Source organism: Pseudomonas sp. CAU 1711 (assembly GCF_039888625.1).
In the GTDB taxonomy this organism is placed as follows: Bacteria; Pseudomonadota; Gammaproteobacteria; order Pseudomonadales; family Pseudomonadaceae; genus Aquipseudomonas.
Genome location: NZ_JBDQQT010000015.1, coordinates 107,934 through 128,426 on the forward strand (window position 1 = coordinate 107,934; position 20,493 = coordinate 128,426).

General features: G+C 65.1%; 18 protein-coding genes and 1 tRNA gene. 9 read left to right on the top strand and 10 right to left on the bottom strand.

Annotated features, from left to right (window positions below; genetic code table 11):
* Positions 1 to 160: 160 nt before the first annotated feature.
* The 4 genes from AAFN46_RS17095 (at position 161) to AAFN46_RS17110 (ending at position 4,272) form a co-directional block, all read left to right on the top strand.
* Positions 161 to 1,570 (top strand): circularly permuted type 2 ATP-grasp protein, encoded by a 1,410-nt coding sequence (locus AAFN46_RS17095; RefSeq protein ID WP_347809904.1) that lies wholly within the window; start codon positions 161 to 163, stop codon positions 1,568 to 1,570.
* 2 nt (positions 1,571 to 1,572) lie between these two features.
* Entirely contained in the window at positions 1,573 to 2,523 is a 951-nt protein-coding gene (locus AAFN46_RS17100) for an alpha-E domain-containing protein (protein WP_347809905.1), read from the top strand.
* The gene (locus AAFN46_RS17105; protein ID WP_347809906.1) at positions 2,520 to 3,320 is read left to right on the top strand and encodes a transglutaminase family protein; all 801 of its coding nucleotides are present in this window, start codon (positions 2,520 to 2,522) and stop codon (positions 3,318 to 3,320) included. The genes AAFN46_RS17100 and AAFN46_RS17105 overlap by 4 nt, the downstream gene beginning before the upstream one ends.
* 304 nt (positions 3,321 to 3,624) lie before the next feature.
* Positions 3,625 to 4,272, top strand: a complete 648-nt coding sequence (locus tag AAFN46_RS17110; RefSeq protein ID WP_347809907.1) for a hypothetical protein — start codon at positions 3,625 to 3,627, stop codon at positions 4,270 to 4,272.
* Positions 4,273 to 5,185: 913 nt separating this feature from the next.
* Here the strand turns inward: AAFN46_RS17110 and AAFN46_RS17115 are convergent.
* From AAFN46_RS17115 to AAFN46_RS17130, 4 genes are all read right to left on the bottom strand, one after another.
* On the bottom strand, positions 5,186 to 5,710 hold the full coding sequence (locus AAFN46_RS17115; RefSeq protein ID WP_347809908.1) for a hypothetical protein: 525 nt from the start codon (positions 5,708 to 5,710) through the stop codon (positions 5,186 to 5,188).
* Between the two features lie 540 nt (positions 5,711 to 6,250).
* A complete protein-coding gene (locus tag AAFN46_RS17120) occupies positions 6,251 to 6,892 on the bottom strand; it encodes a hypothetical protein (RefSeq protein WP_347809909.1) in 642 nt (213 codons plus the stop codon).
* A gap of 66 nt (positions 6,893 to 6,958) precedes the next feature.
* Positions 6,959 to 7,777, bottom strand: a complete 819-nt coding sequence (locus AAFN46_RS17125; RefSeq protein WP_347809910.1) for a cytochrome c — start codon at positions 7,775 to 7,777, stop codon at positions 6,959 to 6,961.
* Position 7,778: 1 nt separating this feature from the next.
* Entirely contained in the window at positions 7,779 to 8,132 is a 354-nt protein-coding gene (locus AAFN46_RS17130; protein WP_347809911.1) for a rhodanese-like domain-containing protein, read from the bottom strand.
* 600 nt (positions 8,133 to 8,732) lie between these two features.
* Between AAFN46_RS17130 and AAFN46_RS17135 the strand changes: the two genes are divergently transcribed.
* The gene (locus tag AAFN46_RS17135; RefSeq protein WP_347809912.1) at positions 8,733 to 9,938 is read left to right on the top strand and encodes an acetyl-CoA C-acetyltransferase; all 1,206 of its coding nucleotides are present in this window, start codon (positions 8,733 to 8,735) and stop codon (positions 9,936 to 9,938) included.
* A 102-nt stretch (positions 9,939 to 10,040) separates the two neighbouring features.
* Entirely contained in the window at positions 10,041 to 12,185 is a 2,145-nt protein-coding gene (locus AAFN46_RS17140) for a 3-hydroxyacyl-CoA dehydrogenase NAD-binding domain-containing protein (protein ID WP_347809913.1), read from the top strand.
* Between the two features lie 340 nt (positions 12,186 to 12,525).
* On the opposite strand, the gene ptrC is transcribed toward AAFN46_RS17140, so the two are convergent.
* The gene (gene ptrC, locus AAFN46_RS17145) at positions 12,526 to 12,735 is read right to left on the bottom strand and encodes a type III secretion system co-regulatory protein PtrC (protein ID WP_347809914.1); all 210 of its coding nucleotides are present in this window, start codon (positions 12,733 to 12,735) and stop codon (positions 12,526 to 12,528) included.
* A gap of 340 nt (positions 12,736 to 13,075) precedes the next feature.
* On the opposite strand from ptrC, the gene AAFN46_RS17150 reads away from it, so the two are divergent.
* Entirely contained in the window at positions 13,076 to 13,804 is a 729-nt protein-coding gene (locus tag AAFN46_RS17150; protein ID WP_347809915.1) for an amidotransferase, read from the top strand.
* Between the two features lie 183 nt (positions 13,805 to 13,987).
* Here the strand turns inward: AAFN46_RS17150 and AAFN46_RS17155 are convergent, their stop codons facing one another.
* From AAFN46_RS17155 to AAFN46_RS17175, 5 genes are all read right to left on the bottom strand, one after another.
* A complete protein-coding gene (locus tag AAFN46_RS17155) occupies positions 13,988 to 14,962 on the bottom strand; it encodes a magnesium and cobalt transport protein CorA (protein WP_347809916.1) in 975 nt (324 codons plus the stop codon).
* Between the two features lie 146 nt (positions 14,963 to 15,108).
* The gene (locus tag AAFN46_RS17160) at positions 15,109 to 15,831 is read right to left on the bottom strand and encodes a 1-acylglycerol-3-phosphate O-acyltransferase (RefSeq protein WP_347809917.1); all 723 of its coding nucleotides are present in this window, start codon (positions 15,829 to 15,831) and stop codon (positions 15,109 to 15,111) included.
* An 84-nt stretch (positions 15,832 to 15,915) separates the two neighbouring features.
* Positions 15,916 to 16,701, bottom strand: coding sequence for a transporter substrate-binding domain-containing protein (locus AAFN46_RS17165; RefSeq protein ID WP_347809918.1), 786 nt, complete (start codon positions 16,699 to 16,701; stop codon positions 15,916 to 15,918).
* 28 nt (positions 16,702 to 16,729) lie between these two features.
* The gene (locus AAFN46_RS17170) at positions 16,730 to 18,613 is read right to left on the bottom strand and encodes a methyl-accepting chemotaxis protein (RefSeq protein ID WP_347809919.1); all 1,884 of its coding nucleotides are present in this window, start codon (positions 18,611 to 18,613) and stop codon (positions 16,730 to 16,732) included.
* 169 nt (positions 18,614 to 18,782) lie between these two features.
* Positions 18,783 to 19,472, bottom strand: a complete 690-nt coding sequence (locus AAFN46_RS17175) for a crotonase/enoyl-CoA hydratase family protein (RefSeq protein ID WP_347809920.1) — start codon at positions 19,470 to 19,472, stop codon at positions 18,783 to 18,785.
* Positions 19,473 to 19,662: 190 nt separating this feature from the next.
* Between AAFN46_RS17175 and AAFN46_RS17180 the strand changes: the two genes are divergently transcribed.
* Both AAFN46_RS17180 and AAFN46_RS17185 read left to right on the top strand, forming a co-directional pair.
* A complete protein-coding gene (locus AAFN46_RS17180; protein ID WP_347809921.1) occupies positions 19,663 to 19,869 on the top strand; it encodes a hypothetical protein in 207 nt (68 codons plus the stop codon).
* A 92-nt stretch (positions 19,870 to 19,961) separates the two neighbouring features.
* Positions 19,962 to 20,051, top strand: a tRNA-Ser gene (locus AAFN46_RS17185).
* The last annotated feature ends 442 nt before the right edge of the window (positions 20,052 to 20,493 follow it).

A 20,493-nucleotide genomic window follows, 5' to 3' on the forward strand; every position in this document is an offset into this window, starting at 1 on the left:
TGCCACGCGCTGGGGCGCGCTCCGTCCGGCGGCAGCGCAAAGCGCCCCGCACTGGTGCGCGACTCGCCGGTCTAAATTTCAAGATACTGAAAATAAAGGATAATTTTCCGTGGCACGGCCCTTGCGATGACTCCTGCGTCCGGGTGACAAGGAGTACGGCATGGCCCGCACCTTCTATGACGAGATGCATGACGCGAGCGGCGCGGTTCGCCCGCACTACCGGGAATTCGCCCGCTGGCTGGCCGACACGCCCGCCGAGCTGCAGGCCCAGCGCCGCCGCGAGGCCGACCTGCTGTTCCACCGCGCCGGCATCACCTTCACCCTGTACGGTGACGAGCAGGGCACCGAGCGGCTGATCCCCTTCGACACCATTCCGCGCAGCATCCCCGCCAGCGAGTGGCGCACCGTCGAGGCCGGCTGCATCCAGCGCGTGCAGGCGCTGAACATGTTCCTCGCCGACCTGTACCACGAGCAGCGCATCCTCAAGGCCGGCATCATCCCGCCCGAACAGGTGCTGGCCAACGAGGGCTACCAGCTGGCCATGCAGGGCCTGAACCTGCATCGCGACATCTACGCGCACATCGCCGGGGTCGACCTGGTGCGCGACGGCGACGGCACCTACTACGTGCTGGAGGACAACCTGCGCACCCCCAGCGGCGTCAGCTACATGCTGGAAGACCGCAAGATGATGATGCGCCTGTTCCCCGAGCTGTTCGCCCAGCAGCGCGTGGCGCCCATCGACCACTATTCGAGCCTGCTGCTCGATACCCTGAAGAGCGCCAGCCCGCTGGACAGCCCCAGCGTGGTGGTGCTCACCCCGGGGCGCTTCAACAGCGCCTACTTCGAGCACGCCTTCCTCGCCCGCGAGATGGGCGTGGAGCTGGTCGAGGGCGCCGATCTGTTCGTGCGCGACGACAGGGTGTTCATGCGCACCACGGCCGGGCCGCAGGCGGTGGACGTGATCTACCGCCGCCTGGACGACGCCTACCTCGACCCGCTGGCCTTCAACCCGGACTCCATGCTCGGCGTGCCCGGCCTGCTCGCCGCCTACCGCAGCGGCAACCTGGTGCTGGCCAACGCGGTCGGCACCGGGGTGGCGGACGACAAGTCGGTCTACCCCTTCGTCGGCGAGATGATCCGCTTCTACCTGGACCAGGAGCCGATCCTCAAGAACGTGCCCACCTGGCAGTGCCGCAAGCCCGAGGAGCTGTCCCACGTGCTGGCCAACCTGGCCGAGCTGGTGGTCAAGGAGACCCAGGGCTCCGGCGGCTACGGCATGCTGGTCGGCCCCGCGGCGACCAGGGCCGAGACCGAGGCCTTCCGCGAGCGCCTCAAGGCCAACCCCGCGGCCTATATCGCCCAGCCGACGCTGAGCCTGTCGACCTGCCCGACCTTCGTCGACAGCGGCGTGGCGCCGCGCCATATCGACCTGCGCCCGTTCGTGCTGTCCGGCCGCGAAACGCGCCTGGTGCCGGGCGGGCTGACCCGCGTGGCGCTGCGCGAGGGCTCGCTGGTGGTCAACTCGTCGCAGGGCGGCGGCACCAAGGACACCTGGGTGGTGGAGGACTGAGCATGCTGAGCAGAACCGCCGCCGACCTGTACTGGATGTCGCGCTATCTGGAGCGCGCCGAGAACCTCGCGCGCATGCTCGATGTCAGCTATTCGCTGTCGCTGATGCCGCAGGACGGCCGCGGCGACGGCCTCGACGAACTGGCCCTGCCGCTGCTGATCACCGGCACCCTGGACGACTACCTGAGTCGTCACGGTGCGATGCACGCCGAGCGCATGCTGCACTTCTTCGCCCTCGATGCGGACAACCCGGCCAGCCTCTACTGCTGCCTGCAGGCCGCGCGCAGCAATGCCCACGCGGTGCGCGGGCGGATCACCGCCGACATGTGGGAGAACATCAACGCCACCTGGCTGGAGATGCGCGGCATCGCCGCCGAAGGGCTGGGCCGCTACGGCATCAGCCGCTTCTGCGAATGGGTCAAGGAGCGCTCGCACCTGTTCCGCGGCGCCACCTTCGGCACCATCATGCGCGGCGAGGCCTACCGCTTCATCCGTCTGGGCACCTTCATCGAGCGCGCCGACAACACCCTGCGTCTGCTCGACGCGCGCTACGAGATGCTCGGCGAGGCCGCCGACGAAGTCAGCGACACCTCGGCGCGCGGCTACTACGAGTGGAGCGCGCTGCTGCGCGCGCTGTCCTCGTTCGAGGCCTTCACCGAGATCTACCGCGGCTCGCCGCGCACCCACAAGATCGCCGAACTGCTGCTGTTGCGCCCCGAGGTGCCGCGCTCGCTGCGCGCCTGCATGGAGGAGCTCAACCTGATGCTCGCCGGCCTGCCCGGCGAAAACGGTCGCCCGGCCCAGCGCCTGGCCGCCGAGCTGGACGCGCGCCTGCGCTACACCCGCATCGGCGAGGTGCTCGACGAGGGCCTGCATAGCTGGCTCACCGATTTCATCCTGCTCGTGCGCCAACTGGGCAGCGCCATCCACAGGTCCTATCTGGAGGTCGTATGAGACTCTCGATCCGCCACGACACCACCTACCACTACGACGATCAGGTGCGCGCCAGCATCCAGTACCTGCGCCTGACGCCGCAGGAGAGCGCGCGCCAGCACGTGATCAACTGGCGGCTCGACCTGCCGCGCGCGGTGCGTGCCCAGCGCGACCCCTACGGCAACATCCTGCATGTGCTGACCCTGGACGAACCCCACGAAGCGCTGGTGATCGGCGCGCGCGGCCAGGTGGAAATAGACCCGCATTGCGAGTCCGAGCGCGACACCCGCTCGGCCCTGCCGTACCTGCGCAACACCCGCCTGACCCAGGCCGACGACGCCCTGCGCGAGTTCGCCCACGCCAGCAGCGCCGGGCTCAAGGGTCGCGACAGCCTGATCGCGCTGATGCACGGCCTGCACGCGCAGATGCCCTACAGCCCGGGCGCCACCCGCGTCGACAGCACCGCCGCCGAGGCCTTCGCCAGCCGCGCCGGGGTGTGCCAGGACCACGCCCACGCCTTCCTCGCCTGCGCCCGCAGCCTGGGCGTACCGGCACGCTACGTGTCCGGCTACCTCTACACCGAGGACAGTGGCCACCTGGCCAGCCACGCCTGGGCCGAGGCCTGGCTGGGCGACGGCTGGTACAGCTTCGATGTGACCAACGAGCTTGCGCGGCCGGAGCGGCATCTGAAACTGGCCGTCGGCCTCGACTACCTCGACGCCTGCCCGGTACGCGGCATGCGCCGCGGCGGAGGCGGCGAGCAGATGCATGCGCGGGTGAACGTGGCGGCGCTGATGCAGACCCAGCAACAGCAGTAAGGCGCTGCGCGCGCTTCCTTCTTCAACCCCTCTCCCACCGGGAGAGGGGCAGGGGTGAGGGAGCTGCCCTGAGCTTCCGCGCTACCTGCTGAGCCCGTAGGGTGGATAACCGCGTAGTGTTATCCACCGTCTTTCTCTGTTCGTGCCTATGCGCGTCGCTTTTTCTGCAGCGGCATCGGCGCGGATTCGTTCAGGCCTGCCTGCCGGCCGGCGGCCCGGGCTAGACTGGGAACAGATTCCCGGAACGAGACGAAGGATGCGGCCGAGTCGTTGGAGCGCCCTGTTCGCCGCATGGCTCCTCGCCATGCCCTGCATTGCCCAGCCGGATGGCCGGGAAATTTCCCTGGTCTATGTCGACGTCGAAGCCGACCCCTTCCAGACCGGGAGTGGCAGCGAGATCGCCGATCCGCCGGGGCTGGCCGTGGAGATGGTGGTCGAGGCGGTTCGCCTCGCGGGCTATAGCCCCAAGCTGCGGCGCATGCCGCAGATGCGCATGTTGTGGGAGCTGGAGGAGGGGAGCATAGACGGCGCCTTCATCTTCTCCTACACGCCGGAGCGCGGGGCCCTGTATGCCTACCCGATGCGCAATGGCGAACCCGATGGTGCCCTGCGGGTGACGCGGATTCGCTACTCCCTGTACCGCCTGAAGGGCGCCCCGGTCGGCTGGGACGGCCAGGATTTCAGCGGGCTGACGCGGCCTATCGGCGTGAACACCGGCTGGGTCATGGCCAGCCTGCTGGCCCAGCGCGGCCTGCCGGTCGACGACAGCGGGCGCGGCCATACGGAGCTTCGGCAAGCTGCGGCTGAAGCGCATCGACGCCTATGTCGCCCTGGAGCCGGCGGCGGAGAGCTACCTCAAACGCTCGGGCCAACAGGGGCTGTTCGAGAAGGTGGGGCCGCCGCTGCAGGAGAAGGACTATTTCCTGTTGTTCAGCAAGCGCTTCGTGCGTGACTCCGGCGAGGCTGCCTGGAGCATCTGGCAGCAGGTAGCGCGGGTGCGTGAGCGGGATGAGGGGAGGCTCTACCAGAAGTATTCCACGGAGCAGGCTTTGCCCTGAGTGGGTGGCAGCGTTCCGGTGTGGTGGACTGCCTGCGGCGAGTCCACCCTACAAGAGCGTCGCAGAGCCGCCAGCAGCAAAAAACACGTAATGGCGCAGAGCGCCAGAAGCTGCATTCCCATGCAGAGTGCGGGAGCGATCAACCCCTCTCCCACCGGGAGAGGGGCAGGGGTGAGGGTGTTTGCCTGATACGCTGTGTTGCCTGCTGGCGCTTTCGTGCCGCTGCTCGTTTCCGCGATATTCTGATGCGCTGGTTCCGCCCTGCTGGGCGGGTCACTTTTGTCAGTCGCCGGGTGGCCGGCCCCGGAAAAGTAACCCAAAGCGCTTGCCCCACGCAGAGCGTGGGAACGATCACCCCCTCTCCCACCGGGAGAGGGGCAGGGGTGAGGGTGCTTGCCTGATACTCCGTGTTGCCTGCTGGCGCTTTCGTGCCGCTGCTCGTTGCTGCGCTGGTTGAAGCTCGGGTGGGTAATCGCGCAGCTTTGTTCGTGCCGCTGCTGATTTTTGCGTTTGTTGAAGCATTGGTTCCGCCCTGCTGGGCGGGTTCCTTTTGGCAGTCGCCCCAAAAGGAACCAAAAGGGCTTGCCCCCGACATCCGGCCCCGCCTGCGGCGGGGTTCCCTCACTCCATCGTCCCTCCGGAGGCCCGGCCCGAAGGGCCATCCATGGCCAATCGGGCCTTTCGCCGCATCCATGCGGCTCAACCTCCTACGTGACGATTCCGTTCGGCCTTCTGAAGGGGGCGGTTGGAGTTGCCTGAAAGTTCTGTGTTCCTTTCCTGATGGGACCACGCTCCGTATGAGGGACATCAAAGGGTGGCCGCGCGTTCGATAAATTTTTTGGCTTTGGTATAACTGTATTCGTCAAGGAATGGCTCAAATGCGGGGAAGTATTTATTTATTTGACGTGCATAATACGAAATCGGTACAGATACATCTCCAAAATTCAGGTAGTCGATGGAGGTGTAGTGTTCTATCAGCTCTAATTGGTCGAAAAGATCTTCAAAAGCGTCGCGGATAAATCTCTCTTTTGCTGAAAATGCCAAATTATTTGTTCTTAAGGCGGAGGGGAGGTCGCTCGCTGCGATCAGGTGCTCGATTTCACCATCCCTGTAGGTTCTCCCGCCGGGCCAGTCGAGTATTTCCATTGCGGTGTGAGAGCGCTCTCTGGCGAACAGTTCCTTTAATATTTCTTTCGCGGCTGCGGCCTGCTTGTGTCTGTTTTCTCGGATTTTCTCGGCGTTTCCATTTTTGAATTCGGCTATGGCCTTCCATGCGGCAAGGATTGCTGCTGGTATCCCTACTATCGTGATTAAGTTACTAATAAATTCCATGTTGCCTCCGTGCTTTCGTAAGTAATCGTAGAATAGGAGCTGCACGGGTCTATTGAAGGCGCCTCTTGGCAGTGTTTCAAAGACAATTTCGTTATATCTAGAGGCCGCGAGTAGCTCCTACAGAGTCCGCGAAGCCAAGAAAAACATTAGGCAACTCGGAGCCCGAGTCCCCGTCAGTAGGCCGAGTGGAGGTGTTGCGCAGGGGGGGCGAGCCGCATGGATGCGGCGAGAGGCTTAAAGGGCCATGGATGGCCCTTTAAGCCGGCCCCCGGAGCGGCACCGGAAGGAGGGAAGTTTGGCGGCGTAGCCGCCAAACCCGGATGTCGGGGTGCCCTTCTATTTGGTTACTTTCTCTTGGGCAAACAAGAGAAAGTGACTCGCCGTGCAAGGCGAAATCTGTAGATTGAGCCGAGGAAAGTGTGGCGAGTTAGGAGCTTTGTTTAGGCCGCAAACGTAGTCTGTCCCCTATTGTTAGGTTAACTAATTGCTGAATGCTTTCTCCGGAGGGGCAATGTAGTCTTGCGAGTATTGAAAGAAAGATTAATTACAAATCTGCTTCGCTTCTTTCCAGAATTCAAGATTTAAACTCTCCTGTTGGCATTTTTCTAATGTGTTAATGATTGGTGATATTGGGTTGATCTTGATTGGGTTTAATTCATGGGTTTGTATTTCGATAGCTTGCGCCAGGCTTATATCTTTGATGTGTGCATCTATGGCAGGGAATTCGAAGCGAACATTTGATATGTGCTTGCCGTCACCGATTGTAAGAGCTCTGCCTGTGATTACCTGTTTGCCATCCAAAGTTAGATGCGCGACAGCTTCTTCTGTGCCGGGCTGGAAATGATGATTGCGAGAGGTTATTTCTAAAAACCACACGCCTCCACGATATTTTCCCGTATCGGCTAGGAGTGTCATCTTTTGGCCATTTTCCTCGTTCTGTCTCGCGGAGCAGGATATGGAGCTGAGCCTTTGAATGGCCTCTATCTTCCAGCCCTGCACGCTGGGTAGCTCGAGTTGCAGAGCCGATGATCTGGCTTGTGCATTTGATTGGAAGCCCGCTGCGAACACAGCAATAGCAAAAAATAGAAAGCTATTTAGCAGGATGGCGATACGTCCTCTGTGGAGCGTGGATGGGGACGGAATAGTAATCGCGTTTTTTTGCTGGGCCGGAAAACTTTGCATGACCACTCCTTGGCTTGAGTAAGCGTTAACCAGAAAGCTAGAGTGCATCGCGCTTTCGGTAAACCGTTAATGGCTAGTTTCGCGTCCCGCCATATACCCCAAATACCCAATCAACTCCCCCAGCTCTTTATCACTCAAAACCCCCTCACTAAACCCCGGCATCCGCCCCTGCGGCCACCTCCGCAGACTCTGCGGGTCCCGAATGTACTGCCGCAAAAAATCCCCCGCGAAATACACCGTCGGACTATGCGGAATATTCAGGTCGGGCCCGAACTGCGAATCCCCCGCGCCATTCAGGCGGTGACAGGCCAGGCAATGCTTCTGGAACAGCGCAAAGCCCGCCTGCACCTCCGCGCTGGCATCGGCCGCCGGCAGCAGGGCCGGGAAGCGCTGCGCCACCGGCGCCAGCAGGCGGAAGGTGGACACCTGGAAGGGCCACTGCTCCGGGCCGATCTGCGCGACCTCGGGGTTCTGCCACACCAGGTAGAAGGGCCCGGCGCTGGGCTTGTGCTGGGAGAGCGCCGGCCAGGGCTGGGCCGGGTCTTCCACCGCCAGCCAGGCGCGGGCGCCTTGGCTGGCCAGCAGCGGGGCGGCGGGCAGTTCGGCGGCGAAGCCGTCCAGGGCCACGGCCTGCAGGTGGTCGCCGGGCTGCACGCCGTCGAGCAGGGCGGCCAGCGGCACGGCGCGGTAGCTCATGCTGCGCTTGTAGGCCACGTCGGCCGCGATCTCGATGTTCTGCGCCTGCGGGTGGGCCAGCAGCTGTTCGCTGCTCCAGCTGCGGCTGCCGCCGGAAAGTTCCAGCTTGAGTTCGGCGGCCCAGGTGGCCGGGGTCAGCAGGGCGGCGAGCAGGGGCAGGTGGCGCAGCCGTTTCAGTGGCTTGGGCATATCAGTCCTTGAGTGCGGGTTGCAGTTGTTCGTAGCCGCCGGCGTTGATCACCTGGGTGTAGCCCAGGGCCTGCAGGCTGTCCTGGGCGATGCCGGAGCGGCGGCCGCTGCGGCAGTAGAGGACGATGGGCGTGGTCTTGTCCGGCGCGACTTCGGCGATGCGCTGGGCGATCTCGCCGTGGGGTATCAGCGTGGCATCGGGCAGGGCGCCGGCGGCGAATTCTTCCTCGGTGCGTACGTCGATCAGCACGGCGTTCGGCTGTTGCAGTGCGGCGAGGGCGGCGGCTTGGTCGATTTCGCCGGCCTGGGCGGCGAGGGGCAGGCAGAGGCTCAGGCTGAGCAGCAGGGTACGCATGGCGGTGGCCTCGGGTGTGGGTGAAATTCCACGCTAGCACAGAGGCGCTTGTGGCAGAGAGGCCGGAGGGGGTTGTTCCGCGGCCCGAGCGCTACGGCATCGGGCCACGGCGGGTAAAGAGGATGATCAGCCGACCAGACGGGTAACGTTGGGCAGGATCAGGATGACGGTGGTGGCAAAGACGATCAGGCTCGCCTGCCGGTACTTGGCTTGTTTGATCATGATGCTACTGCCTTTGTTCTTGTTGGTGTCTTGGCCAGCAACTTCAAGACGGGCCCACACCGTGGCGTGGATAAAAAACCGCCCCGGCAAAACCCGGCGGCGGCACCTTGCATGTTTAATCCTAGGGCGCCGTTCATCACCAGCTTAGACAACTTCGTTTTTACAGGGGCATGGGCAAAGCCGCGTGGTTATTGCCTGGGCGCCGTTTTTCCGGCCCAGGCCGCGGGCCAGACAGGCTGCGGCCTGCGGCCAGGCACGGCGTGGCGTCGCGCCATTCGTCTGAGCCGAACGGTCAATGGCCCTGAGCGCATCGGTCATTGAGTCCGCGCGGGGCGCCATTAAGGTAAAGCGATCCGGCATTCGCCGTTGGAGGACATCATGACCGAAGCATATATTTTCGACGCCGTGCGCACCCCGCGCGGCAAGGGCAAGAAGGACGGCGCGCTACACAGCGTGAAGCCGGTCGACCTGGTGGTCGGTCTGCTCAAGGCGCTGGAGGCGCGCAACGGCCTGGACACCGCCCAGGTCGACGACATCGTGCTGGGTTGCGTGACCCCGGTGGGCGACCAGGGCGCCGATATCGCCAAGACCGCCGCGCTGGCCGCCGACTGGGCCGAGAGCGTGGCCGGCGTGCAGCTCAACCGCTTCTGCGCCTCCGGCCTGGAGGCGGTGAACATGGGGGCGATGAAGGTGCGCTCGGGCTTCGAGGACCTGGTGGTGGTCGGCGGCGTGGAATCCATGTCGCGCGTGCCCATGGGCTCGGACGGCGGCGCCTGGGCCATGGACCCGGCGACCAACCTGCACACCGACTTCGTGCCCCAGGGCATCGGCGCCGATCTGATTGCCACCCTGGAAGGTTTCGACCGCGCGGCGGTGGACGCCTTCGCCCTGCGCTCGCAGCAGAAGGCCGCGCGGGCCAAGGCCGACGGTTCGTTCGCCAAGTCGCTGGTGCCGGTGCGTGATCAGAACGGCATCGTGCTGCTCGATCACGACGAGTTCGTGCGCGGCGACTCGACCCTGGAAGGCCTGGGCAAGCTCAAGCCGAGTTTCGAGGCGATGGGCCAGATGGGCTTCGACGCCACCGCCCTGCGCAAGTACTCGCACGTCGAGCGCATCGAGCATGTGCACACCCCGGGCAACAGCTCCGGCATCGTCGATGGCGCGGCGCTGATGCTGATCGGCTCCGAGGCCAAGGGCCGCGAGCTGGGGCTCAAGGCTCGCGCGCGCATCGTCGCCACCGCGGTGACCAGCACCGACCCGACCATCATGCTCACCGGCCCGGCGCCGGCCACGCGCAAGGCGCTGGCCAAGGCCGGATTGTCCGTCGAGGACATCGATCTGTTCGAGGTCAACGAGGCCTTCGCCTCGGTGGTTATGAAGTTCATGAAGGACATGGGCGTGGCCGAGGACAAGGTCAACGTCAACGGCGGCTCCATCGCCATGGGCCACCCGCTGGGTGCCACCGGCTGCGCCATCCTCGGTACCCTGCTCGACGAGCTGGAGAAGCGCGAGCTGCGCTACGGCCTGGCCACCCTCTGCGTGGGCGGCGGCATGGGTATAGCCACCATCATCGAACGAATCTGATTCGTAGGATGGGGGGCGGAGCGATACCCATCACCCTGCTTGATGGGTATCGCGGGGCTCAACCCATCCTACGACTCCCCGACATTTGGGAAGTGAATAGACATGACCGACGCCATCCGTTACGAAAAGGGCCAGGACAATATCGTCGTCCTGACCATCGATATGCCCGGCCAGAGCGCCAACACCATGAACGCGCAGTACCGAGAGGCCATGGGCGCCACCCTGGATCGCCTGGAGGCGGAGAAGGACTCCATCGCCGGCGTGATCCTCACCTCGGCGAAGAAGACCTTCTTCGCCGGCGGTGATCTCAACGAGCTGATCAAGGTCACCCGGGCCGACGCCAAGCCGTTCTACGACATGGTCCTGGGTATCAAGGGCCAGCTGCGCCGCCTGGAGACCCTGGGCAAACCGGTGGTGGCGGCGATCAACGGCGCCGCGCTGGGCGGCGGCTGGGAAATCTGCCTGGCCTGCCACCACCGAATCGCCCTGGACAGCTCCAGCGTGCAGCTGGGCCTGCCGGAAGTGACCCTCGGCCTGCTACCGGGCGGTGGCGGCGTGGTACGCATGGTGCGCCTGCTCGGCCTGGAGAAGGCCCTGCCGTACCTGGCCGAAGGCAAGAAGGTGCGCCCGGAAGCCGCGCTCAAGGCCGGCCTGATCCACGATATCGCCGCGACGCCCGAGGAGATGCTGGCCAAGGCGCGCGCCTGGATCGCCGCCAACCCGGCCGCGGTGCAGCCCTGGGACGTCAAGGGCTACAAGATCCCCGGCGGCACGCCGAGCACCCCGGCCGTGGCGCAGATGCTGGCCATCGCGCCGAGCGTGCTGCGCGACAAGACCAAGGGTTGCTTCCCGGCGCCGGAGAAGATCATGTGCGCCGCCGTCGAGGGCGCGCAGGTTGACTTCGACACCGCGCAGCTGATCGAGGCGCGCTACTTCACCGAGCTGACCACCGGCCAGGTGGCGAAGAACATGATCGGCACCTTCTGGTTCCAGCTCAACGAGATCAACGCCGGCAAGTCGCGCCCGCAGGGCATCCCGCAGTATGTGACGAAGAAGGTCGGGGTGATCGGCGCCGGTATGATGGGCGCCGGCATCGCCTATGTGTCGGCGGCCGCCGGCATCGAGGTGGTGCTCAAGGATGTGTCCATCGAGGCGGCGGAGAAGGGCAAGGCCTACTCGGCCAAGCTGCTCGACAAGAAGGTCAGCAAGGGCCATATGACGGCCGAGAAGCGCGACGCCTTCCTGGCGCGGATCAAGGCCAGCGACAGCGATGCCGACTTCGCCGGTTGCGACCTGATCATCGAGGCGGTGTTCGAGGACCGTGGCCTCAAGGCCAGGGTCAACGCCGCCGCCGAAGCCGCCGCGCTGGCGGATGCGGTGATCGCTTCCAACACCTCGACCCTGCCGATCACCGGCCTGGCCAGTGCGGTGCAGAAGCAGGACAGGTTCATCGGCCTGCACTTCTTCAGCCCGGTCGACAAGATGCCGCTGGTGGAGATCATCCGCGGTGAGCGCACCAGCAACGAGACCCTGGCCCGCGGCTTCGACTACGTGCTGCAGATCAAGAAGACCCCGATAGTGGTCGAGGACCGCCGCGGCTTCTTCACCTCGCGGGTGTTCGGCACCTTCACCAACGAGGGCCTGGCCATGCTCGGCGAGGGCGTGAGCGCGGCGATGATCGAGGCCGAGGCGCGCAAGGCCGGCATGCCGGTGGGCCCGCTGGCGATCAGCGACGAGGTGTCGATGAGCCTGATGGAGCATATCCGCCAGCAGACCATCGCGGACCTGGCCGCCGAGGGCAAGAGCATCCCCGAGCACCCGGCCTTCAACGTGATCGAGCTGATGCTCAAGGAGTACAAGCGCCCGGGCAAGACCGCCGGCGGCGGCTTCTACGAGTACCCGGCGGGCGGTAAGAAGCTCCTCTGGCCGGAACTCAAGGCCCGTTTCGAGAAGGCGGATGCACAGATCCCGCAGGAGGACGTGCGCGACCGCATCCTGTTTGTCCAGGCGATTGAGACCGTGAAGTGCGTGGAGGAGGGCGTGCTGAAGTCGGTGGCCGACGCCAATATCGGCTCGATCTTCGGCATCGGCTTCGCCGCCTGGACCGGCGGCGCGCTGCAGTTCATCAACCAGTACGGGGTGAAGGACTTCGTCGCCCGCGCCCTGTACCTGGCCGAGCAGTACGGCGAGCGCTTCCTGCCACCGGCCCTGTTGCTGGAGAAGGCGGCCAGGGGCGAGGGCTTCTGAGGCTTGCCTGTGTGGCGAAAGAGCCGGCGCAAGCCGTAATGCTGTTCACTTAGCGGCATCGCGCTCGGCCGAACTTTGATTGAGTCGGCACCGCGGCTGTTGTTCTCCCTCTCCCCCTGGGAGTGGGCTGGGCGGGCCGCGGGCGGATGAGGGACTCGCCGAAACGCCCTCACCCCCAGCCCCTCTCCCGGCGGGAGAGGGGAGCACTTAAGGCGCCTTTTACCGGGAGGCGATATCCCGGATGCAATCCGGGAGCGGAGCTGCCGGTTTCCCGGATTGCATCTGATGGGCTACAACGCGAGCGCACGGCTTCCGCTGGCGGAGCCGGGCGCCTTCTTCCTCAGGCCGCCTGGCACCAGCCGTTCTGCATGCAGACCACCGAGTGGATGGCCAGCTTCTCGCTCTGCCGGGTGGGCATGCGCAGGGTCAGCAGGCTGCCGTCTTCCAGATGCACGGCGGCTTCGGACTCGAAGTGCAGGCCGGAGTCGCTCAGGCTGACGTAAGTGACCCCATAGGTGTTGCTGTTGCCGAAGGCTTCGGTGATGGTCATGGCTGAGTCTCCGTGGCGGCTGTTACTGGCGGGCACCGCTCTGTTGCGGCTGGGTGGGGAGCGGAGCGCTGCGGAAGGCGGATGCGGCGATCAGGCTGGCAATGGCGGCGAAGCTGCTCATGCGATTTCTCCTCTGGGAGTGGTTGGGTACGGCTGCATCTTTGCCGAGCGCCACCATCGACAGAAGTGAATGCTCGGCATGTTGCCTATCGAGGGCAGTGATAATTGCCGGGCATCGCCCGATTTCGCTGGAAAGCCCCATGGATATTGCGTTCCAGAGCCCTTCGATGCACGCTAGGCGCCTCCTCCATCAGCCAGGTCTCCTCAGGTAATCCGCTCAATGTCGCTGCGCATCTGCATTCTGGAAACCGATATCCTCCGCCCCGAACTGGTAGACCAATATCAGGGCTACGGCCGCATGTTCGAGCGCCTGTTCGCTCAGCAGCCGTTGCCGGCGTCCTTCGAGGTGTTCAACGTGGTGCGGGGTGACTACCCGGCGGACGAAGAGCGCTACGACGCCTATCTGGTGACCGGCAGCAAGGCCGACTCCTTTGGCAGCGACCCCTGGATCCAGACGCTCAAGACCTACCTGCTGCAGCGCTACGAGAACGGCGACAAGCTGCTCGGCATCTGCTTCGGCCATCAGCTGCTGGCCCTGCTGCTCGGCGGTCGCGCCGAGCGCGCCAGCCAGGGTTGGGGCGTGGGCATCCATCGCTACCAGATGAAGCAACGCCCGCAGTGGATGAGCCCGGCGCTGGACGAGCTGGATCTGCTGATCAGCCATCAGGACCAGGTCACCGCCCTGCCGGACAAGGCTACCCTGCTGGCCTCCAGCGAGTTCTGCCCGGTGGCGGCCTACTGCATCGATGACCAGGTGCTGTGCTTCCAGGGCCACCCGGAGTTCGTCCACGACTACACCCGCGCGATACTCGACATCCGCCAGACGTGCATCGGCGAGCCGACCTATCGCAAGGCGGTGGCGAGCCTGGAGCAGTCCCACCAGGGCGCGGCGGTGGCCGAGTGGATGATGCGCTTCGTCGCCCAGGGCAAGAACGCGCAAAGCGCCTGAGCCCGTCGCTCACCTAGGCTGGGTTAGGCCAGGGGCCGTAACCCGGCGTGGTCGATGTCAGTCGCCCCGCCGAGTTACTCCCGTAGGCTGGGTAGAGGCACCGCGTGCCGAAACCCAGCGCGTTCCATTGCGCCGCCCCGCTGGGTTACGCCGCTACGCGGCTAACCCAGCCTACCTCGGCATTCAAAGCCAGCCCATGCGCTTGAAGTTGGCGAACAGGCCGACGCAGCCGACGCCGATGATGCCGAGCACGCCGAAGTAGCCGTAGTGCCAGGTCAGCTCCGGCATGTTGTGGAAGTTCATCCCGTAGATGCCGGCCACCGCGGTGGGAAAGGCCAGGATCGCCGCCCAGGCGGCGAACTTGCGCTGGGTCAGGCTCTGTCTGGAGGCCTCCAGCAGCAGGCCGATCTCGATGGCGTGGTCGGCCATCTCGCGCAGCCCGGTGAGGTCTTCCAGCAGGCGATTGACGTGGATCGCGATGTCGCGGAAGTAGGGGCGCATGTGCTTGTCGATGAAAGGGAAGTCGAGTTGCTGTAGTTCCTTGCAGATCTCCACCATGGGCGCGATCTGCCTACGCAGACGCAGCAGGTCGCGGCGCAGGCCGTGGATGCGCTCCACCTCGGTCTGGTGCAGCGGGCGGCCGATCACGGCCTGTTCGATCTCCTCCAGCTCGGCGTGGATGCTGTCTAGCAGCGGTCGGTAGTTTTCGGTGACGAAGCTGAGCAGGGCGTAGAGCACGAAGTCCTCGCCGTGCTCCAGCAGCAGTGGCCGTGCCTCGCAACGCTGGCGCACGCTGGCGTAGGGTGCGGAGTCGCCGTAGCGGGCGCTGATCACATAGCCCTTGCCGGCGAACAGCTGGGTCTCGACGAACTCCAGGCCGCCGCCGGGGCGGCGGATCGGCGAGTAGAGCACCATGAACAGGGCGTCGCCGAAGGTCTCCAGCTTGGGCCGGGTGTGCTGGGCGATGGCGTCCTCGATGGCCAGCTCGTGCAGGTCGAACTGCTCCTGCAGGCTGTGCAGCTCTGCGCTGCTGGGGTCGCGCAGGCCGATCCAGACGAAGTGGTCGGGCTGACAGGCCCAGTGGCGACCCTCGGCGAGGGAGATGTCGGCGACTTTCCGGCCCTTGCTGTAGGCGGCCGCGGCGATGAGCTGACCCATGGAACCTCCTCTGTGGACGAGGGGGCAGCTTAACCCAGTGCGCTGTCTCGGAAATAACGGTCGCATTCCGGCGGCGTCTGGGTTGGCGGCAGAATCCGTGCGCCAGCCCGCTACCTACTGCCGCTACAGCCGCGAGGTGGGCCTCGTTAGGCCCCGGCCACCTGACGGTCGAGCTGCTCGATGCACTCGCTCATCAGCTGCTGGCAGCGCTGCATCAGCTGCGGCAGGTCGTCCAGGGTCAGGCCCAGGGTGGGGATGGCCGGCAGGGAGCGGATCAGCACGCGGCCGCTGCTCCAGCTATTGAGTTTGAGGCGGCCGGCGTAGTTGCTGACGCACACCGGGATGATCGGTACGCCGGCGGCGATGGCCATCTGGAAGGCGCCCTTCTTGAACGGCAGTAGGCCCTTGCCCAGGTTGCGCGTGCCTTCCGGGAAGACCCAGATGGAGGTGGCGCGGCGCTGTAGGGTCTCGGTGGTCTGCAGCATGGCCTGCTTGGCCTGGCGCGTGTTGCCGCGGTCGATCAGCACGTTGCCGGCCAGCCAGTAGAGCTGGCCGAAGAAGGGGATCCACTTCAGGCTCTTCTTGCCGATGCTCACGGTGCGCGGCGGCACCACGCGGCCCAGCACATAGAGGTCGTAGTTGGACTGGTGGTTGGCCACTATCACGCAGGGCCGGTCCTGGCCGTACAGGCTCCTGACCTCGGCCTTCAGCTTCAGGCGCAGCACGCACAGGGCGGGCAGGGCATACAGGCGCGCGCACAGGCGGCTGTTGTCCGGGTTGAAGGGGCGGCACAGGCCGAGCAGGAGGCCGGCCAGGCCGGCGAGGAGAAATTGCAGGCCGAGCAACAGCATGCGCAGGGAAAACAGCACGATTGACGCCCGCGGAGGTAAGGGGCGCGCAGTGTAGGGGCGAAAGCCGGTGGCGGCAACCGGGGTGGTCGCGGTTCACGCGCCTCAGTCGACGGCCGGGCTCTGGTAGTACATCACCGTCTGTTGGATAGCCCCGGCCTGCTCCAGCGAGTCGAGCGCGGCGTTGAGCTGGCGGATGAAGTCTTCCTTGTAGGGGAAGTCGTGCGGATTACGGTTGGTGAAGCCCAGGTAGCCCTGCTCCACGCTCAGGGTCGGCCCCTCGATGAGCAACTCGCGGGCATCGCCCGGCAACTCGCCGCGCTGCTGCAGGTTGCCGAGCTCCCAGAGGATGGAGAGGCGGTCGTTGATATAGGCGTCGATGCGCCCGCGGTGCAGTTTCAGCAGGTTGGAGCGGTTGTCCTTGGCGAAGCTCTCGGTCAGCAGGCCCTTGCCCAGCATGCGGTGGTAGAGCGGGTTCTGCACCGGGCTGAAGCCGGCGTTGATGCCGATCCGCAGGCCCACATAGTCCTCGGGAAAGATGTCGATGCTGCGCGCGCGTGCCACCTCGGCGCGCACGAAGACCACCAGCCGCTCCTCCAGGATGGGCCGCGAGTAGTCCATGTAGGGGCGTTCCGCCGGGCGGTAGTAGGGCGGGAACAGGGCGAAGGAGCGGCCCTTCGCCAACGCGTCGAGACCGCGGCGCCAGGGCACGGGCTGGATCTCGACTTGGTAGTCCGGCATCTGCGCGAAGGCCGCGCGCAGGATGTCGTTGTACAGCCCCTTGGCTTCGCCGTTCTCCTCGTAGCTGTAGGGGGGGTAGCCGTTGTCGCAGAGAATGGTGACCGCGGTGGCCGCCGCGGCGGGGCCGGCCAGGCTCAGCCACAGGAGCAAGCAGGCGAGCCGCGCCACCGGTGCCCGCTCAGACCTTGAAGCGGCCCAGCAGGTGGTCCTGCTGGCCGACCTGTTCGACCATCAACGCGCACTGGCGCACCTGCTGCTCCGCGCCGCCGGCGACTTCCTGGCTGATGTCGCGGATGTTGGTGGTGTTGCGGTTGATCTCTTCGGTGGTGGCGCTCTGTTCCTCGGCGGCGGTGGCGATCTGCAGGTTCATGTCGTTGATGCGGGTGATCGCCTCGCGGATGCGGCCGAGCATCTCGTTGGCCGCGCCGGCGTCCTCGGCGGTCTGGCTGGCCGTGTCGCGGCTCAGCTGCATGCGCGCCTCGGCCTGCTTCACCCCGGTCTGCAGCTGGTCGATCATCTCGCGGATTTCCCGGGTGGACTGTTGGGTGCGCGAGGCCAGCGAGCGCACCTCGTCGGCCACCACGGCGAAGCCACGGCCGGACTCGCCGGCGCGGGCCGCCTCGATGGCGGCGTTGAGCGCCAGCAGGTTGGTCTGCTCGGCGATGCTGGTGATCACCGAGAGGATCGACTCGATGTTCTGGCTGAGCTTGGCCAGCTCGTTGATCGCCTGGCTGGTGTCGTTCATCTCGTCGGCGAGTTTCTTGATCGCCTGGGTGGAGCGCGACACCACCGCCACGCCGTTCTCGGTCTCCTTGTTCGCCGCGATGGCGGCCTGGGCCGCGGCCTGGGCGTTGCGCGCCACTTCCTCGGCGGTCGAGGCCATTTCCTGCATGGCGGTGGCCAGCTGGTCGAGCTCCTGCAGCTGCTGGTGCAGCCGGCCGGAGGCCTGGTCCGCCTCGTGGGAGGTGAGCTCGGTGCTCTCGCGAACCCGCTGCGAACTGGCCAGAACGTCGCCGATCAGGCTCTGCAGGTTCTGCAGGAAGCTGTTGAACTCCTGGGATACCTGGGCGATCTCGTCGTTGCCCTCGGCGGGCAGGCGGCGGGTCAGGTCGCCCTTGCCGCTGTTGACCTCCTGCAACGAGCTGCGCAGGTGGGTCAGCGGTTGCAGCAGGCGCTGCATCAGCAGGCCCAGGGCCACCAGGCTGATCACCACGCCGAGCAGCGTGCCGAGCACCGCGCGCCAGGTGAGGGCATTGGCCTCGGCCATGACGATGCTTTCGTCGAGGACCACGCCGATGTACCAGTCCATGCCCTTGAGGTTGCTGAGCGGGGTGAAGGACACCAGCAGGTCCTTGCCTTTGCCCGCCACCGCTTCGAGCCGGGCGTCCAGCGCCGGGCTGCGGCCGTCGAACAGCTCGCTCATGCTCTTGCCGTTCAGCTTGGTATCCGGGTGGGAGATGATGTTGCCGTTGCGATTGAGCAGGAAGGCGTAGCCGGCGCCGTTGAAGTCCAGCGTGTTCACCGCCTCGGAGACGGTCTTCAGGCTGATGTCGCCGCCGAAGGCGCCCTTGAACTGGCCGTTGTCGGTGAACTTGGCCACCGCCGAGATCAGGATGTCACCGGTGGTGGCGTCCTCGTAGGGCTCCGTCAGCACGGCCCGGGATGCGCTCTTGGCGGCCGCGTACCAGGGGCGCTGGCGAGCGTCCCAGGTCGACGGCGGGGTCCAGCTCGGATCGTTGGAGATCGGCTTGCCGTCGGTCTCCAGGCCGCCGAACACCAGCAGGAACTGCTCCTTGAGCACGGCGGGGCCGAAGGTCTGCTGGATATGCTCGGGGCTGAACTGGGGATCGATGTTTTGCGCCAGGGTGTCGATCAGCTGCAGCTTGGCGTTCAGCCAGTTCTCGATCTGCCGCGCCAGGGCGTTGCTGGTCTCGGCGATGCTCGCTTCCACCTGGCCGCGTAGGGTGTCGCGGACCTGGCTGATCTGGGCCAGCGACAGCAGGCTGGTGGTGAGAAACAGCACGACGGCGGCGGCAAGGCCGACCTTATGGGCAATCTTCATGGGCAGGGGACTCCTCGCATGACTGCTGGCGCTGGCAAGAAGGGAAGTCCGTTTCGCTCTTCACTCTATAAAGGTAATACAGCTTTGCCAGAACGCCCGGGGCGTTGGGATAACGGCGGAAATGAAGAGCCCGGCACGGGGCCGGGCTCACGACAGGCCGGGAGAGTACTCAGCCCAGGTGCTGCTGGTCCAGCTCGATGGCCTTGTCCAGGGTTTCCAGCAGGGCCTTGCGCACTTTCAGCTTGGTGTTCTTGTGCGCGGTCATGTTGATCTTCTTCAGTTGCTGGGCGGCGGCCAGGGCGGCGGCCTGCAGTTGCTCGACCGGCACCACCTTGTCGAGGAAACCGGCATCCACGGCGCCCGCCGGGTCGAAGATCTCGCCGTTGATCACCGAGCGATGGAAGGCCGACTTGCGCAGGCGGTCGCGGGCCAGTTCGATGCCGGCATGGTGCATGGTCATGCCGATCTGCACCTCGTTCAGGCCGATGTTGAACGGGCCTTCCACGCCGATGCGGTAGTCGGCCGAGAGCAGGAGGAAGGCGCCCTTGGCGATGGCATGGCCCGGGCAGGCGACCACGATCGGGAAGGGGTGGGCCAGCATGCGGCGGGCCAGGGTGGAGCCGGCGGTGACCAGGGCCACGGCGTTCTGAGGGCCGGAGGTCATCACCTTGAGGTCGTAGCCGCCGGAGAGGATGCCCGGCTGGCCGGTGATGACGACCACGGCGCGATCCTGCACGGCGCGATCCAGGGCGGCGTTGAAGGCGGCGATCACGTCCGGGGAGATGGCGTTCACCTTGCCGTTGTTCAGGGTCAGGGTGGCGATGCCGTCTTCGAGTTGGTAGCTGATCAGTTCGCTCATGGCGCGGGTCCTTGTCCTGGTTGCGGGAAATGGCGCGACGTTACCCAGCGCGGCGGCAGGGGTAAAGCCTTTTGGCTGACCAGCGGGTCATCCGCCCGTCGCGCTTCCGCCACTGGCGTCATCGGCAGCGGCCATTGGCTGCTATACCCAACAGTGACTTAGGTTAGCCACGAACCTGAGGAGCGCCGCCATGCATCATCCGAGTGTCCTCGTCCTGCGTCTCGCCCCAGCGCTGCTGCTGATCGGCCTGATCCTGCTGGCCCTGAGCCCGCTCAGCCACAGCCCGGCCGGCGTGCTGCTGCTGTTTCTGGTCAGCCTGTGCGTTTCCCTGGGCTTCCTGCCGTTAAGCTCCAGGCAGCTGGAAGAGTCAGAGCGGAAAGCCCGCCATTCCGCATAAGCGCATGAATCGACTGAAAAAAATTTTGCATTCGGAAAAGCCTTCGGCTACATTAGCGCGCCTCGACGGACCAGACTGGTTCGCCGAGATCCGGTGAAGTGTCCGAGCGGTTGAAGGAGCACGCCTGGAAAGTGTGTATACGGGAAACCGTATCGAGGGTTCGAATCCCTCCTTCACCGCCAGACCCCAATGCAAAAGCCCCGAAAACTAACAAGTTTTCGGGGCTTTTGCTTTTCCGGGGCGCAAGGTGTTGAAGATTCGTCGAGGTCGTGCGGACAGGCCATGTGCATCTTGCCGCCTGTTTCTCCTGCGTTGATATGCAGGGGGGATGCGCCGAGCGGCTTCACGAAGGTCTTGCTCTTCAAGGCTTGGCGAGCCGCCAATGAAATTTTTTTCACTCGCCCCCTTAACTATTTCCCAAATCTTGGAATAAAGCCCTTAACAGAGCCGAATCGCCCCGGTGGGGTGGGCTGACGCATTGGGCTGCGGGTGCGGCCGATCTGATTGGGGGAAGGGAAATGGTTGCGGTGATTGCCGGCAATGGACTGGGTCTGTTCAACACCTCGCTGAACACCTTGGGTGGCGCGGGGGTGTTGGGTCAGGGTGGCTTTGGCCAGGTGGGTG